Annotated in this window: 13 protein-coding genes and 1 rRNA gene; 6 read left to right on the top strand and 8 right to left on the bottom strand. The window is 72.3% G+C overall.

The window, feature by feature from the left end; genetic code table 11:
* Positions 1–74: 74 nt before the first annotated feature.
* Entirely contained in the window at positions 75–1,277 is a 1,203-nt protein-coding gene (locus ACZ4Z2_RS35090) for a winged helix-turn-helix domain-containing protein (protein ID WP_468081640.1), read from the top strand.
* Between the two features lie 7 nt (positions 1,278–1,284).
* On the opposite strand, the gene ACZ4Z2_RS35085 is transcribed toward ACZ4Z2_RS35090, so the two are convergent.
* The 7 genes from ACZ4Z2_RS35085 to mtnA form a co-directional block, all read right to left on the bottom strand.
* Complete coding sequence (locus ACZ4Z2_RS35085) at positions 1,285–2,031, bottom strand: response regulator (RefSeq protein ID WP_468081639.1); 747 nt, start codon at positions 2,029–2,031, stop codon at positions 1,285–1,287.
* Positions 2,032–2,236: 205 nt separating this feature from the next.
* Positions 2,237–2,929, bottom strand: coding sequence for a ribosome hibernation-promoting factor, HPF/YfiA family (gene hpf, locus ACZ4Z2_RS35080; protein ID WP_468081638.1), 693 nt, complete (start codon positions 2,927–2,929; stop codon positions 2,237–2,239).
* Between the two features lie 314 nt (positions 2,930–3,243).
* A complete protein-coding gene (locus ACZ4Z2_RS35075; RefSeq protein WP_468081636.1) occupies positions 3,244–4,119 on the bottom strand; it encodes a ComF family protein in 876 nt (291 codons plus the stop codon).
* Between the two features lie 173 nt (positions 4,120–4,292).
* The gene (locus ACZ4Z2_RS35070; RefSeq protein ID WP_468081635.1) at positions 4,293–6,119 is read right to left on the bottom strand and encodes an LpqB family beta-propeller domain-containing protein; all 1,827 of its coding nucleotides are present in this window, start codon (positions 6,117–6,119) and stop codon (positions 4,293–4,295) included.
* The gene (mtrB, locus tag ACZ4Z2_RS35065) at positions 6,109–8,184 is read right to left on the bottom strand and encodes an MtrAB system histidine kinase MtrB (protein ID WP_468081633.1); all 2,076 of its coding nucleotides are present in this window, start codon (positions 8,182–8,184) and stop codon (positions 6,109–6,111) included. The genes ACZ4Z2_RS35070 and mtrB overlap by 11 nt, the downstream gene beginning before the upstream one ends.
* Position 8,185: 1 nt before the next feature.
* Positions 8,186–8,875 (bottom strand): two-component system response regulator MtrA, encoded by a 690-nt coding sequence (mtrA, locus tag ACZ4Z2_RS35060; RefSeq protein ID WP_187283109.1) that lies wholly within the window; start codon positions 8,873–8,875, stop codon positions 8,186–8,188.
* 8 nt (positions 8,876–8,883) lie between these two features.
* Positions 8,884–10,029: an S-methyl-5-thioribose-1-phosphate isomerase gene (gene mtnA / locus ACZ4Z2_RS35055; protein ID WP_468081631.1), complete on the bottom strand. Its 1,146-nt coding sequence runs from the start codon at positions 10,027–10,029 to the stop codon at positions 8,884–8,886.
* A 140-nt stretch (positions 10,030–10,169) separates the two neighbouring features.
* On the opposite strand from mtnA, the gene ACZ4Z2_RS35050 reads away from it, so the two are divergent.
* Genes ACZ4Z2_RS35050 through ACZ4Z2_RS35030 form a run of 5 tightly spaced genes read left to right on the top strand, consistent with a single transcriptional unit; the run spans position 10,170 to position 15,750 of the window.
* On the top strand, positions 10,170–11,531 hold the full coding sequence (locus ACZ4Z2_RS35050; protein ID WP_468081630.1) for a DUF7847 domain-containing protein: 1,362 nt from the start codon (positions 10,170–10,172) through the stop codon (positions 11,529–11,531).
* Positions 11,532–11,535: 4 nt separating this feature from the next.
* Positions 11,536–12,264, top strand: coding sequence for a DUF4129 domain-containing protein (locus ACZ4Z2_RS35045; protein WP_468081628.1), 729 nt, complete (start codon positions 11,536–11,538; stop codon positions 12,262–12,264).
* On the top strand, positions 12,261–13,451 hold the full coding sequence (locus tag ACZ4Z2_RS35040; protein WP_468081627.1) for a DUF4350 domain-containing protein: 1,191 nt from the start codon (positions 12,261–12,263) through the stop codon (positions 13,449–13,451). The genes ACZ4Z2_RS35045 and ACZ4Z2_RS35040 overlap by 4 nt, the downstream gene beginning before the upstream one ends.
* Positions 13,451–14,440, top strand: coding sequence for an AAA family ATPase (locus tag ACZ4Z2_RS35035; protein ID WP_468081665.1), 990 nt, complete (start codon positions 13,451–13,453; stop codon positions 14,438–14,440). Before ACZ4Z2_RS35040 ends, ACZ4Z2_RS35035 begins: the two co-directional genes overlap by 1 nt.
* Positions 14,440–15,750, top strand: coding sequence for a DUF58 domain-containing protein (locus ACZ4Z2_RS35030; RefSeq protein ID WP_468081625.1), 1,311 nt, complete (start codon positions 14,440–14,442; stop codon positions 15,748–15,750). The genes ACZ4Z2_RS35035 and ACZ4Z2_RS35030 overlap by 1 nt, the downstream gene beginning before the upstream one ends.
* Before the next feature lie 77 nt (positions 15,751–15,827).
* Here the strand turns inward: ACZ4Z2_RS35030 and rrf are convergent.
* Positions 15,828–15,918, bottom strand: a 5S ribosomal RNA gene (gene rrf / locus ACZ4Z2_RS35025); the annotation flags it as partial.

The raw sequence follows: 15,918 nt of genomic DNA, 5'->3' as shown, positions 1-15,918 counted from the left end.
CGGGGGCGCTGCTCAACCGCCGGATTCTCCCAGCTCAGCCCCGCTTGTCAGTGCCCTGGCCTACCCTGCGGACCATGACACCCCTGCCGCCCCCCACGACAGAACTCACCGCGGACGAGGCCCGCCGCATCGCCCTGCGGGCCCAGGGCTTCCTCGGCGCCCCCGACCGCAGGTCCGGCGTCCGCGGCGTGCTCCGCCACCTGGGCGCGGTCCAACTCGACACGATCTCGGTCCTCGCCCGCTCCCACGAACTCGTCCCGTACGCCCGCCTCGGCGCCATAGGCCGCACCGCGGTCGACAGGGCCTACTGGGCCACCGCCCCCGACGGCGCGCACCCGGCCCGCCCCCACGCCTTCGAGTACTGGTCCCACGCCGCCTGCATCCTCCCCATCGAGGAGTGGCCCCACTTCGCGTTCCGCCGCCGCGCCTACCGCGCCCGCCCCCAGTGGGGCCACGAACTGCCCGACGGCGCCTACGACCGCGTCATCAAGCAGCTCCGCGACGAGGGCCCGCTCACCGCCACGGAACTGGGCGGCGCGAAGCGCACCAGCGAGTGGTGGGACTGGTCCGGCGAGAAGGTCGCCGTCGAACGCGCCCTGATGTACGGCGAGGTGGTCTGCGTGGAGCGGCGCGGCTGGAAGCGGGTGTACGACCTCGCCGAGCGCGCCGTCCCCACCGAGCTGCTCCATGACGAGCTGGACGACACCGAGTGCCTGCGCCGTCTGGTGCGCCTGGCCGGCGAGGCCCTCGGCGTCGGCACCCGCGCGGACATCGCCGACTACCACCGCCTCAAGGGCGAGCAGTTCGACGCGGTCGTCGCCGACTCGGGCCTGGTGCCGGTGACGGTGGAGGGCTGGTCCAAGCCGGCCTGGGCCGATCCGGCGGCCCTGGCGACGCCTCCGCGCGGCCGCCACCGCACGACGCTGCTGTCCCCGTTCGACTCCCTGATCTGGGAGCGGGCCCGCACGGAACGCGTCTTCGGCTTCACCCACCGCCTGGAGGCGTACGTCCCCAGGCAGAAGCGCGTCCACGGCTACTTCGCGATGCCGGTGCTGTCCGGCGGCCACCTCGTCGGCCGCGTCGACCCGGCCCGCGACGGCCGCACCCTGGTCGCCAAGCAGGTCACCCTCAACGGCCCGAAGGCGGTCCCGGCCGTCGCCCAGGCCCTGTTGGAGGCGGCGAGTTGGGTGGACTGCACCAACGTCCGCGTGGAGCGCGTGGACGCCCCCGAGCTCCGCGACCGCCTGGTCGGGGAGCTCACCCGCGCACTGGCCTGACCCGGGGTCACCGGATCTCGAGGATCTTCTCCCGCATCGCGTACACCACGGCCTCCATCCTGGAGTGCAGTTGCAGCTTCTCCAGGATGTTGCGCACGTGGTTCTTCACGGTGTTCTCGGAGATGAACAACTCCTTGGCGATGTCCCGGTTGTTCATGCCGGTCGCCACGAGCTTGAGGACTTCCAGCTCCCGGTCCGTCAGCCGGGGCGCCGGCACCAGTCGCCGCTCGTCGGTCCGCTGGATCATCGACTTGAACTCGGTGAGCAGCTTCGACGCCATGGACGGGCTGATCTGCGACTGTCCGTCGGCGACCGCGCGAATGGCCGTGGCCACCTCGTCCGTGGAGATCTCCTTGAGGAGGTAGCCCGTCGCGCCGGCCTTGATCGCGTCGTAGAGGTCGGCCTCCTCGTCGCTGATCGTCAGCATGATGATCTTCGCGCTGGGGGCCACCTCCTTGATGGAGGTGCACGCCTCGATACCGCCGCGCTTGGGCATCCGGACGTCCATCAGCACGATGTCGGGCAGCAGGTCGGCCGCCTTGTCCACCGCCTCAGCCCCGTCGCCGGCCTCGCCGACGACCTGGATGTCCTCCTCGGCGGCGAGCACGATCTCCAGACCGCGGCGGAAGAGCGCGTGATCGTCCACGACGAGGACCCGGATGGGCTCCTTGCGGGAACCCGCCGCGGGGCCCATGCCGACGGAACCCTCGTCGGCCTCCGCGTCGCGCATCGGTCCGAAGCTGCTGTCCGCCATCGTTCCTCCCCCTGAAGGCCGTGGCCTGTGTTTCTGTGCCATCGCCAACCCAAGGCAACGACCCGCCGGTTGGGGCCGGTTCGGCCATGATTTCATGCCCGGGCGACAGTGCGGTGACAGAGCGGGCTTCTGGGGGTCGCACACCGGTGCCCCTGGGGGCGCACACGCGCTCCAGGGGCACCGGCTCAGCTGTCACCCGGCGTGGTCAGCCGCCGAGCGTTCCGCCCGCGGCGTTCGAGTGCGCCTCTGCGACCATCGGGTCCGTGCTGAGGTGGATGACGCCGTAGTCGTAGGCGTGCCGACGGTAGACGACGCTCGGTTCCTTGGTCTCGGAGTCGACGAACAGATAGAAGTCGTGCCCGACCAGCTCCATTTCGTAGAGCGCCTGGTCGAGGCTCATCGGGGACGCGACATGGGTCTTCTCGCGGACGACGAGGGGGCCTTCGCCCTTCACTTCGAGCGAGCCGATCCGCTTGGTGGGTACGCCGTCGGTCTTCTCCTCCTCAACGACGTATCCGTTGCCGTTGAGGGTCGCCACGCCCGGGACGTGGTCGGCGACCTCGGCGGCCGTGAGCCTGCGCGCGCCCCTGCGCGTGTACCGCTTGTCGTGCTGCTTGCGCAGCCGGGCCTCGAGCTTGTCCGCCGCCAGGTCGAGCGCCGCGTACGGATCGCTCGCCGCTGCCTCCGCCCGGATCACCGGCCCGCGGGAGCGGAGCGTGATCTCCACTCGGTCACTGCGGTCGGCCTGTCGGGGGTTGGGCTCCTTGGACACCTCGACGTCGAGGCTGATCACCTTGCCGTCGAGCTTCTGGATCTTCTCCAGCTTCAGCTTCTCGGCCACGTGCTTGCGGAACCGCTCGGGCACCTCGGTCTTGCGGCCCTTGACGACGATGTCCACGCAGAACTCCGTTCCCGGATCGCTCCGCTCCACTGGCGGAGCATCTCCCTTGTGCACCAGGTTCCGGCTACTTCCGGAACCGCGGACTCGGTGACTCCACCTCCTCCTCCCCCGTGGACAAGATCTCCACCCCATCGCTGCGGGTGATTGCAGAAATCCCGCAGTACGGCATCCGGATATGTGGTGAACGGCCGGGGCCATTCCCTCACAACCGAACATATCTCGCCCGGACGGATGTCGTCACCCTCTACTGAGACGTACCTCCGTTCAGGTGAATTGACCCTCTCATTACCTGCAACGATGCAAGTTCTCTGTCAGTTCCGGTTTATCTGGAAAGCGTCCGGCGGCGCGGCGACCACCGCCGCGCACAGCGCCTCACCTGCACGGTCCGCCCGGTGCCTTCCTCCGAGGCCTCGGTTCCGGTCCGCCTCCCTTGCCGTTAGCCCAGCGTCTTTCCCGTCTGCCGCCGTCGACACCCTCCAGGTGTCGTGTGTCGCCCGAACGGCTCGTGCCGCCTCCGCGAGTGAGGCCCCGGTGGTCATCAGGTCGTCGACGAGCACCACCCTGCCGCCGCCCAGCAGGGGGACGCCCCCGGCGGCCACCTCCAGGGCGCCCGCGAGGTTGGCCAGCCGCTGCCGGGAGTCCAGCCCCGACTGGTCCGCCACGGCTCGCCGCTGCCGCAGCACCGAGAGCACCCGGGCCGGCGTCCCGGCACGCCGCAGCACCCGGGCCGCCGAGAGGGCGATCCGCCGCGCCGGGTCGTGCCCCCGCGCCAGCACCGCCCGCCGCGCGGACGGCACCGGAACCAGCAGCACGTCCCCGCGGGCACCGCCCCCGCCACCGGCCGCCGAAGCCCCACACCCCGGTAGCGGGTCCTCGTCGCCCCCGGCCCACGCCTCGCCCAGCCCGGCCCGGACGGCCCCTGCCAAGGCCGTGCCGAGGGGTTCGGCGAGCGCCAGGGCGCCCCTTTCCTTGTGCGCGAGCAGCGCCGCCCGTACCGCGTCCTCGTACACGGCCGCCGCGTACACCTCGGGCAGCCCTCTCGGTTCCGGCGCCGGCCGCACCCGGCTCGGTGCGGCCCCCATCAGGGCGGCGCGGCACTCCGCACAGAGCACCTCGCGAGGCCTGCCACAGCCTCCGCACTCGGCCGGCAGCACCAGATCCATGAGGTCCTGCCACCACCCCCGCATGCCGACCACTGTGCCAACGCGGACGAAACCCTGCCACCCCTGTGGAAAACCCCCTGTGGACAACTCCCCGATCCCCAACAGGACTGTCATCCACACGAGTTAGCCCCCGCCACGGAGGGCCCCGAGCACACCACAGAACAGGCTCGGCTGCCTGCGGCAGCCGCCCCCTGGGCTCACCCCGGATAGACCGGAGTCGTCCCCTCCTTGACCACCGTCTGCCACTGCTCCCCGGGGGCCAGCCGGACGATGCCGTCCGCCGAGTGCGCGACCAGCGGCTGGCTCTCGTCCTCGGACGCGGCGATCTCCTCCACACCGGTCAGCGCCGACGGCGCCAGACCCGGCATCGTGGAGCCGTCGACCTGCACGTACCGGGTCTGCTGCACGCCACCGGGCTCCCGGCCGACCACCACGAGCCGGCTGTCACCTGCCCACGACATGGCCGAGACGTCCTCCAGGTCCGGTGTCACGGACCGCGGGTCGACGATGGAGACGGTGGTGCCGTCGGCGTCCGCGTCCCGCTCGACGCGCCCGATGAACAGCGACCGCTTGCCGCCCTTCTCCACGATCAGCGCGGCCCGCACCCCGTCGGCGGCCACGCGCACCGCCTCGATGCGCCCGTCGAGCCCCGACGTCCGCACCTCCAGCGGCTCGCCCTTGCCGTCCGCGAGGACCAGCAGGCGCGGCTTCCTGGGATCGCGGTCGGCCACCCACAGATCGCCCCGGCCGTCCCAACTGGGCGTCGTCAGCCGGTCCTTGGCCGTCGCGCCCCCGCTGCGCAGCACCGGTTCACCGACGGCACCCCCCGAGGTCAGCGGCGCCACGTACAGCTCGCTGCCGTCCGCCGACACCCCGGCCGCCCGCTCCTCGTCACGTGACACGGCGGCCGACCGCAGCTGCTTCACGCCCTCACCGAGGTCACCCGGCACCGGAGTCGGCGTGCTCTCCCGCGCCGACAGCCGTACGAGCCGGTGCTCACCGTCGATGAAGTACTCGTACTCGACGGCCTTGCCGGGCCGGTGCCCGGCGCCGGCGCCGCTCTGGTCCTCGCTGAGCACGCACAGCTGCGCCCCGGTCGACCCCAGCAGCTCGACCTCTTCGATGCCGTTGGGCATGTAGTCCTGGAGCGTGAACAGAAGCTGCGCGGCCATCTCCTGGCACCTGCTCGCCGAGACCCGGTCGGCCCGCTTGTTGAGCGGCACGACCAGCTTGTTCTGCTCGTCCGGCGTCAGATGCTCGGTGCCCTTCTGCAGCGCCGTGCCCGAGGGGAAGCTGGTCCTCGCGACCCAGTTCAGCCAGCGGGTGGGGCCCTTCAGCAGATCCCGGACGATCTGGGTCACCGGGTCGACCTGGCTGCGCACGTACACCGGGTCGGCGACCCTCCCCGCCTCACCGGACTGCGCGGCGGAGGTGAAGTAGTACTTGTTGATCGACTTGTAGTTGCGCTCGAAGTCGGACCGGCCGAGCACCACGCCCTGCGGCAGCTTGTCGATGCGCCACTGCTGCTTGTCCTTGACCTTCACCTTCGTGAGGTGCACGGTCTCCTGGTACTCACCACTGGCCGGCGTGTACGCGTGCTGCCGGTCCACCCGGGCGACCTTCTCGCCGGTCAGCTCGTACCGGTACTCGGTGCTGTCCGGCTCGCTCCCCGTGACCTGCGTGTACGGCGAGGGCGCCTCGGCGAGGACCATGGTCGACGTGCCCGGGTCCCACCTCTTCAGCGCGGCACCGGTCAGATACTTGCGGGCCGTCTCGTAGTTCGGGTCGTCACTGGTCAGGGCCTCCAGGAAACCCTGCACGATCTCCCCGGGCCGGGCGTCCTCGGCGGGCGGCAGCGCGAACACCCGTACCTGCGTGTCCTGCCGCGGCGTCGACTCGACGTCGCGCATGTCCCCGCTGTCCGGCATCGAGGCGCACCCCGCCAGCAGCACGGCACCGATGCCGACGTACACCGTCGCCCGCACCGGACGCCCACGGCCGCGTTTCGCGCGGTCAGCGCCCACGGAATGCCTCCCCCTGCTTCGCCTGCTGCTGCTCGGGGCCGGCCTCGGAGGGCCGTTCCTCCGACTGGCCCGCGTCCTCGCCGCTCCGCTGCGCGGGCGGTGCCGTGGGGGACGCGCCGGGCCGGGACACCACGCGCGCGCCGTTGCCGGGCAGCGCCGTCGGGTCGGCCGTGGGCGCCTGCCCGCCGCCCGGCAGTGGCCCTATGGCCGCCCTGGTGGCGCCGGGCTCCCCCGCCTGCACCGGCACCGTGGCGAGCTTGCCGCCGCCGGACCGCACGGCGCCGTCGGCGGGGCCCCGGCTGCGCCGGGAGTCCTTCGGTTCCAGGGGTATCGGAGAGCCGCGCAGCGGCTCGTCCGCCGTCCTCGGCAGGGTCAGCCGGAACTGCGAACCGCCGCCGGGCTCGCCCCACGCCTGGAGCCAGCCGCCGTGCAGCCGGGCGTCCTCCAGCGCGATGGACAGTCCCAGTCCCGTTCCGCCGGTGGTACGCGCGCGTGCCGGGTCGGCCCGCCAGAAACGGCTGAACACACGGGTCGCCTCGCCCGGCTTGAGCCCCACGCCGTAGTCGCGCACCGCGACCGCGACCGCTCCGCCGGCCGCCGCCAGCTTGACCACCACGTCCTTGCCCTCGCCGTGCTCCACTGCGTTGACCACGAGGTTCCGCAGCACCCGCTCCACCCGCCGGGCGTCGGCCTCGGCGACGACGGGCTGCTGGTCGCCCAGGACCCGTATCCGCGACCCCTTGCGCTCGGCGAGCGGTTCGGCCCCGCTGACGACCTTCCGCACGACCTCGCGCAGGTCTATCGGCTCGGCCTCCAGGGCCGCCGCTCCCGCGTCGAACCGGCTGATCTCCAGCAGGTCCGCGAGCAGCGACTCGAACCGGTCCAGTTGGTCGGCGAGCAGCTCGGCCGACCGCGCGGTCACCGGGTCGAAGTCCACGCGCGCGTCATGGATGACGTCCGCCGCCATCCGGACCGTCGTCAGCGGTGTCCGCAGCTCGTGCGACACGTCGGAGACGAACCGCCGCTGCATCCGCGACAGGTCCTCCAGCTGGCTGATCTTCAGCTGCAGGTTCTGCGCCATCTTGTTGAAGGCCTCACCGAGACGCGCGATGTCGTCCTCGCCGCTGACCTTCATCCGTTCCTGCAGCCGCCCGGCGGACAGCCGCTCTGCGATCCCCGCCGCCATCCGTACCGGTGTGACGACCTGGCGCACCACGAGCCAGGCGATCGCCCCGAGGAGGACGACGACGAACAGCCCGGCCGTCGCCAGCGTGCCCTTGACCAGGCTGAGGGACTTCTCCTCCTGGGTGAGCGGGAAGAGGTAGTACAGCTGGTACGGCCTGCCGTTCGGGTCGTTGACCTGCTTACCGATGATCAACGCCGGCTGCGACTCCCGGCCGTTGGTGTAGGAGATCCGCGTGTAGCTCTGCACGGTGCTGGTGCCGTCGTCCACGCGCTCACGCAGCGCCATGGGCACGCTGAGATCCCAGGCCACGCCACCGGAGGCGCGCGGGCTGAGCCCGCCGGTCTCGCCGTCCGCGGAGGCCGGGCTGAGCGTCACGACGTCGAACGCGCCCTGTCCACCGCTGGACAGGGACTTCACCAGGTTGGTCATCCACTCGACGACGTTCTGCCCCCGGTCGCCGTTCAGCTCACCGCTGTCGTCGCCGGCCGCGCTCGCCGCGCTGTCGGCCCGCTGCTCGGCCACCGTGAACCCGCCCGTGGCCTGGCTCTGCGATGCCTTGACCTTGGCGTCCAGCAGTCCGTTGCGCACCTGCCCGATGACGACGAAGCCCAGCAGCAGCACCACACTCAGCGACATCAGCAGGGTGGTGACGACGATCCTGAGCTGGATGTTGCGTCGCCACAGCCGCATCACGGGCAGCAGCGGACGGCGCACCCAGCGCATGAAGAGCCTCAGGACCGGACTGCCCTGGACTCCGCCCCGCAGCAGCCCTCCCTCGAGAAGACGCCCCCAGCGGGAACCCGACGTCTTCCGGCCGACAGGCCGCTCCGTGCGGGTCCCGGACTGACCGGGCGCCGAAGCGGCGCTGTCCCCGGACATGTCAGCTGGGCCCTGCCTTGTATCCGACACCACGGACAGTCACCACGATCTCCGGCCGCTCCGGGTCCTTCTCGACCTTGGAACGCAGCCGCTGCACATGAACGTTCACCAGACGGGTGTCCGCCGCATGGCGGTACCCCCAGACCTGCTCCAGCAGGACCTCTCGAGTGAACACCTGCCACGGCTTCCGCGCCAGCGCCACCAGAAGATCGAATTCCAGCGGCGTCAGCGCGATCGACTGTCCGTCCCGCTTCACGGAGTGCCCGGCCACGTCGATGACCAGGTCCCCGATGGCGAGCTGCTCCGGCGCCGGCTCCTCCGACCTCCGCAGCCGCGCCCGGATCCGGGCCACCAGCTCCTTCGGCTTGAACGGCTTCACGATGTAGTCGTCCGCGCCCGACTCCAGGCCCACGACGACATCGACGGTGTCGCTCTTCGCCGTGAGCATCACGATCGGCACCCCGGACTCCGCCCTGATCAGGCGGCACACCTCGATCCCGTCACGGCCCGGCAGCATCAGATCGAGCAGCACCAGATCCGGTTTCGCCTCACGGAACGCGGCCAGCGCCTTGTCGCCGTCGGCTACGAAAGACGGCTCAAAACCTTCACCACGCAGCACGATGCCGAGCATCTCGGCCAGTGCGGTGTCGTCGTCGACGACAAGGACTCGTCCCTTCATAAACGACATCATCCCATTAACTAAATCGTTACCTGTCGTGACCTGCCACACAGCTCCGCGAGCGCGTCGGCCGTCACCGGTGACACCGCCCCCTCCTCGGTGACGATCGCCGTCACCAACTCCGGCGGTGTCACGTCGAACGCCGGGTTGTACGCCTGGGTCCCGAGCGGCGCCACCGGGATACCGCCCCCCGCCTCCGCTCCCGCCACCGGCACCTGGGGCGCTGTGATCTCCGTCACCTCATGACCCCCGCGCTGCTCCACCTCGATGGACGCCCCGTCCGCGGTGTCCGGGTCCACCGTCGTCACCGGCGCCACCACGATGAACGGCACATGGTGGTACCGCGCCAGCACCGCGAGCGGATAGGTCCCCACCTTGTTCGCCACCGAACCGTCGGCGGCGATCCGGTCGGCCCCCACCAGCACGGCGTCGACCTCCCCGGCCGCGAACAGCGAGCCCGCGGCGTTGTCCGTGAGCAAGGTGTACGCCATCCCGTTGCGCGCCGCCTCGTACGCCGTGAGCCGGGCGCCCTGGAGCAGCGGCCGCGTCTCGTCCACCCACAGCCGGCGCAGCCGCCCCGCCCTGTGCGCCGCCAGCGCCACCGCGAACGCAGTGCCCTCACCGCCCGACACCAAGGCGCCGGTGTTGCAGTGCGTGAGCACCCGGTGCCCGCCGCCCGGCAGCAGCTCGTCGAGCAGCGCCAGCCCGTGCCCCGCCATACGGGCGCTGGCCTCGGCGTCCTCCTGGTGCAGGGCCCGCGCGGCGGCGAGGGCGGCCCCCGCGGCCAGCTTCTGGTCACCGGTACGGCCGAGCTCGGCCAGATACGCGCTCCGCGCCCGCCGCACCCCGACCGACAGGTTCACCGCGGTCGGCCGGGCCCCGGCCAGCGCCTCGGCGGCCTCCTCCACCGCGAAGCCCCGCGCGGCGGCGAGCGCGACGCCGTACGCCCCGGCGATACCCAGCAGCGGCGCCCCGCGCACGGCGAGCGAACGGATCGCCTCCACCAACGCGGACGCGTCGGTGCACACCAGCTCGACCTCCTCGGCCGGCAGTCTCGTCTGGTCCAGCAGGACCACGACGGGGCCTTCGGGTGGCTCCTCCCATCGGATCGCAGGGGTCTCGGTCGGCCGGGCGTCGTCGCCGGATCGCGCGTACTGATCAGCCATGCCGTCAGTCTGCCCCGTATCCGACGGACAATTGAAGGTGCGCAGCCCATACGGCCCCCCGTCCCTTCCCGGACACCGCGTGGCACGATGGGCGCCAACCTGCCGCCGCGACCGCGGACGAGCACCGTGAAGGAGCGACGATGAAGGACACTCCGGGCTGGGCCTCGCCCGGATCGACCCCCTCGGACGGCCAGGACGCGGGCCGGCAGGACACCCCGCAGCCGGCCGACCAGAGCGGCGCGGACCAGACGCAACCGCCGTCCAAGTGGTCCAAGGAGCAGCCCCCGCCCGCCCAGTGGAGCAACCCGAGCCCGCAGGGCCCCGGTCAGGCCCCGCCACCGCCGCAGCCCACCCCGGGCTGGGGCGCCCACCCCGGCGGGCCTCACCCCGGCCCGGGCGCCCCCTACCCCGGCCCCGGCGGCTACGGCCCGCCCGGCGCCTACGGAGCCCCCGGCGGCCACCCCGGCCCCGGCGCACCCGGCTGGGGCGGCGGATGGGGCGGCCCCCCGCCCGCCGCCAAGCCCGGCGTGATCCCGCTGCGCCCCCTCGGCGTCGGTGAGATCCTCGACGGCGCGGTCTCCACCATGCGCACCCACTGGCGCACGGTCCTCGGGATCTCCCTGACCGTCGCCGTCGTCACCCAGATCGCGGTCATCCTGCTCCAGGGCCTCATCCTCAACGACACCGCGAACGCCGACGTCCTCAGCGACCCCACCGCCACACCCGGCGAGCTGAGCCGCGCCCTCGGCGAGACCCTGCTGAGCACCTCCGCCGTCCTGGTGATCTCCCTGCTCGGCACCATCATCGCGACGGCCCTGCTCACGACCGTGACCAGCCGAGCCGTCCTCGGCAAGAAGGTGACCACCGGCGAGGCATGGCGGGACGCCCGCCCGCAACTCCTCCGGCTGGGCGGCCTCACCCTCCTGCTGCCCCTGATCGCCGTCCTGGTCATGACCGTCGGCCTCCTGCCCGGCATCCTCCTCGTCGCCGGCGGCGCCGACGGCGCGGGCGTGGTCCTCGCCGTGTTCGGCGGACTCGGCGGTTTCGTCCTCGCCGTGTGGCTGATGATCCGCTTCTCGCTCGCCTCGCCCGCCCTCATGCTGGAGAAGCAGGGCGTCCGCAAGTCCATGAGCCGCTCCGTCAAGCTGGTGCGCGGCTCCTGGTGGCGCGTCCTCGGCATCCAGCTGCTGGCCGCGATCATCGCCTACGTCGTCGCGTCGATCGTCGTGATCCCCTTCGCCGTCCTCGGCACGGCCCTCGACGGGGAGGGCTTCTCCGGACTGCTCACCGGCAGCACCGAACTCGGCTGGACGTACCTCGTCATCAGCGGCGTCGGCTCGGTCATCGGCTCCACGATCACCTTCCCGATCAGCGCGGGCGTCACCGTGCTCCTCTACATCGACCAGCGCATCCGCCGCGAGGCCCTCGACCTCGAACTGGCCCGCGCCGCCGGCGTCCAGGACTACGGCGGCAACGCCTCCACCGCCACCCCGGGGAGCTGATGCGGTGAGACTCTCGGGGGGAGTTCTGACCGCCGTCCCCATCGGCTGGCGCTCGGCGGACGAACCACCGGTCACCCTCCCGCGCGATCCCGCGCGGGAGGCGGCCCGGCGCGAACTGTCCAAGGGCATGTACCACGAGAACGACCCCAGCTGGTACGAGCGCGCCATGGACGCCTTCTGGGACTGGATCGACAAGCTGTTCGGCACCGCCTCCGCCGCCACCCCCGGCGGCGCGATCGGCCTCGCCGTGATCGTCCTGGCCGTCCTGGCCCTCGTCGGCGCCCTGTGGTGGCGCCTCGGCACCCCGCACCGCACCCCCGCCTCCTCCGCCCCGCTCTTCGACGACCGCCCCCGCAGCGCCGCCGAACACCGCGCGGCCGCCGAGGCGCAGGCCGCCCAGGGCCACTGGAACCAGGCCGTCCAGGAACGCATGCGCGCGGTGGTCCGCTCCCTGGAGGAACGCGCCCTCCTCGACGTACGCCCGGGTCGCACCGCCGACGAGGCCGCCTCCGAAGCGGGAGCCGCGCTCCCGTCCCACGCGGACCGACTCCGCACCGCCGCCCGGGACTTCGACGACGTCACATACGGCGGCCGGGCCGCCGCCGAAGGAACATACCGCCACCTCGCCGCCCTCGACGACGACCTGGAGCGCGCCAAGCCCGCCCTGACCGGCAGCAGCGCCCACAGCACGACGAGCACGACCCGCGACAGCCACCGGGGGGCCGCCGAATGACCGCTGAGGCCACGCTCCCGGACACCTCGGCCTCGCCCACCGCCCGTCAACTGTGGGGCCACGCACGCGGCGTCGTCATCGCCCTCGTGATCCTCCTGACCGCGGCCGTCGTGATCGCGGTCATCCGCTCCGGCGCCGAACACGGCCGCCTCGACCCGCGCTCCGCCGACCCCCACGGCAGCCGCGCGATCGCCGAACTCCTCGACGACAACGGCGTCTCCACCCGCGTGGTCACCACCCTCGACGAGGCGACCGCCGCCGCGGCACCCGACACCACCCTCCTCATCGCCGTCCCGGACCTGCTCACCGACTCCCAGCAGCGCCGCCTGCGCACGGCGACGTCCACCTCCGGCGGCCGCACGCTCCTCGTCGCCCCCGGCACCCCGTCCGTCGGCACCCTCGCCCCCGGAGTCACCGCCGACCCCGCCCCCAGCTTCGACTCCACACTCGCGCCCCGCTGCGACCTCCCCGAGGCCGGCCGGGCGGGCACCGCCGACCTCGGCGGCGTCCGCTACCAGGTCACCACCCGCGACGCCGACACCTGCTACCCCGAGAGCGGTCTGCCCAGCCTCGTACGCCTCCCCGCTGCCGAAGGGGACGGCGACACCGTCGTCATCGGCGCCCCCGACATCCTCTACAACGACCGCCTCGACGAGCAGGGCAACGCCTCCCTCGCCCTCCAACTCCTCGGCTCGCGCCCCCATCTGGTCTGGTACCTCCCCTCGCTCGCCGACGACTCGGCCACCACCGGCGACCGCAGCTTCTTCGACCTGCTCCCCTCGGGCTGGCTCTGGGGCACCCTGCAACTGTTCGTCGCGGGCCTCATCGCCGCCTTCTGGCGGGCACGCCGACTCGGCCCCCTGGTGCCCGAGAAACTCCCCGTCGCGATCCGCGCCTCCGAGACCGTCGAAGGCCGCGCCCGCCTCTACCGCAAGGCCAACGCCCGTGACCGCGCGGCCGCCGCTCTTCGCTCCACCACCCGCACGCGCCTCGCCCCCCTCGTAGGTGTCCCCGTCTCCCGGGCGCACACGCCCGAGGCCCTGCTCCCCGCTCTGTCCGCCCACCTCCACGGCGACGGACAGACCCTGCACACACTCCTCTTCGGCCCGCCGCCCAGCGACGACACCGCCCTCATCGCCCTCACCGACCGACTCGACGCCCTCGAAAGAGAGGTACGCCGTTCATGATGGACCCGACCACTGACAACGCCGGCACCACCGGGGACCCGGGCACCGCCCGAGCCGCCCTGGAGGCGCTGCGCGCGGAGATCGCCAAAGCCGTGGTCGGCCAGGACCCCGCCGTGACCGGCCTCGTCGTCGCCCTCCTCTGCCGCGGACACGTCCTCCTGGAAGGAGTCCCCGGGGTCGCCAAGACGCTGCTGGTCCGCGCCCTCGCATCCGCACTGGAACTGGACACCAAGCGCGTCCAGTTCACCCCGGACCTGATGCCGAGCGACGTCACGGGCTCCCTCGTCTACGACACCCGCACCGCCGAGTTCTCCTTCCAGCCCGGCCCGGTCTTCACCAACCTCCTCCTCGCGGACGAGATCAACCGCACCCCGCCGAAGACCCAGTCGTCCCTCCTGGAAGCCATGGAGGAACGCCAGGTCACGGTCGACGGCACCCCCCGTCCCCTCCCCGACCCGTTCCTGGTCGCCGCGACCCAGAACCCTGTCGAGTACGAGGGCACCTACCCCCTGCCCGAAGCGCAACTGGACCGCTTCCTCCTCAAGCTCACGGTCCCGCTCCCGTCCCGCCAGGACGAGATCGACGTCCTCACCCGCCACGCCGCCGGCTTCAACCCGCGCGACCTGCGCGCCGCCGGCGTACGCCCCGTCGCGAACGCCGCCGACCTCGAAGCCGCACGCGCCGCCGTGGCCAAGACGACCGTCTCCCCCGAGATCACCGCCTACGTCGTCGACGTCTGCCGCGCCACCCGCGAATCGCCGTCCCTCACCCTCGGTGTCTCCCCCCGAGGCGCCACGGCCCTCCTCGCGGCCTCCCGCGCCTGGGCCTGGCTGACGGGCCGCGACTACGTCATCCCCGACGACGTCAAGGCACTCGCGCTCCCGACGCTCCGCCACCGCGTCCAGCTCCGCCCGGAGGCGGAGATGGAAGGCGTGACGGCCGACTCGGTCATCAACGCGATCCTCGCCCACGTCCCCGTTCCCCGCTGATGGCCCCCACCGGACGCGCCGCGCTCCTCGCGGCCCTCGGCACCCTCCCGGTGGGCATCTGGGAGCCCAGCTGGACGGGCATCCTCGTGGTGAACGCCCCGCTGGCCCTGGCGTGCGCCTGCGACTACGCCCTGGCCGCCCCGGTGCGCCGCCTGAGCCTCACCCGCTCCGGGGACACCTCAGCACGCCTCGGCGAAACGGCGGACGTCACTCTGACCGTCACCAACCCCTCCACCCGCACCCTGCGCACCCACCTGCGGGACGCCTGGCCCCCGAGCAGCTGGCTCCCCGGCACCGAAGTCGCCGCCTCCCGCCACCGGCTCACCGTGCCCGCGGGGGAACGCCGCCGTGTCACCACCCGCCTGCGCCCCACACGCAGAGGCGACCGTCAGGCCGACAAGGTCACGATCCGCTCGTACGGCCCCCTCGGCCTCTTCACCCGCCAGGCGAGCCACAGGGTTCCCTGGGCGGTACGCGTCCTGCCGCCGTTCACCAGCCGCAAACACCTGCCGTCCAAGCTGGCCCGTCTCCGCGAACTGGACGGACGTACCAGCGTCCTGACCCGAGGCGAGGGCACCGAGTTCGACAGCCTCCGCGAGTACGTTCCCGGCGACGACACCCGCTCGATCGACTGGCGCGCCACAGCCCGCCAGTCCGCGGTGGCGGTACGAACCTGGCGTCCCGAGCGCGACCGCCACATCCTCCTCGTCCTGGACACGGGCCGAACCTCAGCGGGCCGTGTGGGCGACATCCCCCGCCTCGACGCCTCGATGGACGCGGCCCTCCTCCTGGCCGCCCTCGCCTCTCGCGCCGGAGACCGCGTGGACCTCATGGCCTACGACCGCCGCGTCCGAGCCCTCGTCCAGGGCCGCTCGGCGAGCGATGTCCTGCCGTCCCTGGTCAACGCGATGGCCCCTCTCGAACCGGAACTCGTCGAAACGGACGCGCGCGGCCTCACCGCCACGGCGCTCCGCACGGCCCCTCGCCAGGCTTTGATCGTCCTCCTGACCAGTCTGGACGCGGCCCCCATCGAAGAGGGCCTCCTTCCCGTCCTGTCCCGCCTCACGCAGCGCCACACGGTCCTGGTGGCGTCCGTCTCCGATCCCCATATCGACCGCATGGCGAACGCGCGGGGCACCACGGACGCCGTCTACGAGGCCGCGGCAGCGGCCCAGGCACAGACGGACCGCCACCGCACCGCCGAACAACTCCGCCGCCACGGCGTCACAGTCGTGGACGCGACTCCGGAGAACCTGGCGCCGGCTTTGGCTGACGCCTATTTGTCCCTGAAGGCAGCCGGACGCCTCTGACCGACAACTCCCCGATAGGGGAGCCGTAAACGCAGAAAGCCCCCGCCGGTTTCCCGGCAGGGGCTTTCTCAAAAATTGTTCGGCGGCGTCCTACTCTCCCACAGGGTCCCCCCTGCAGTACCATCGGCGCTGTAAGGCTTAGCTTCCGGGTTCGGAATGTAACCGGGC

It is taken from the genome of Streptomyces sp. NPDC030183 (assembly GCF_055573455.1).
Note: the sequence above shows the minus strand (reverse complement) of the source record. Positions and strands in the feature narration are given on the sequence as shown.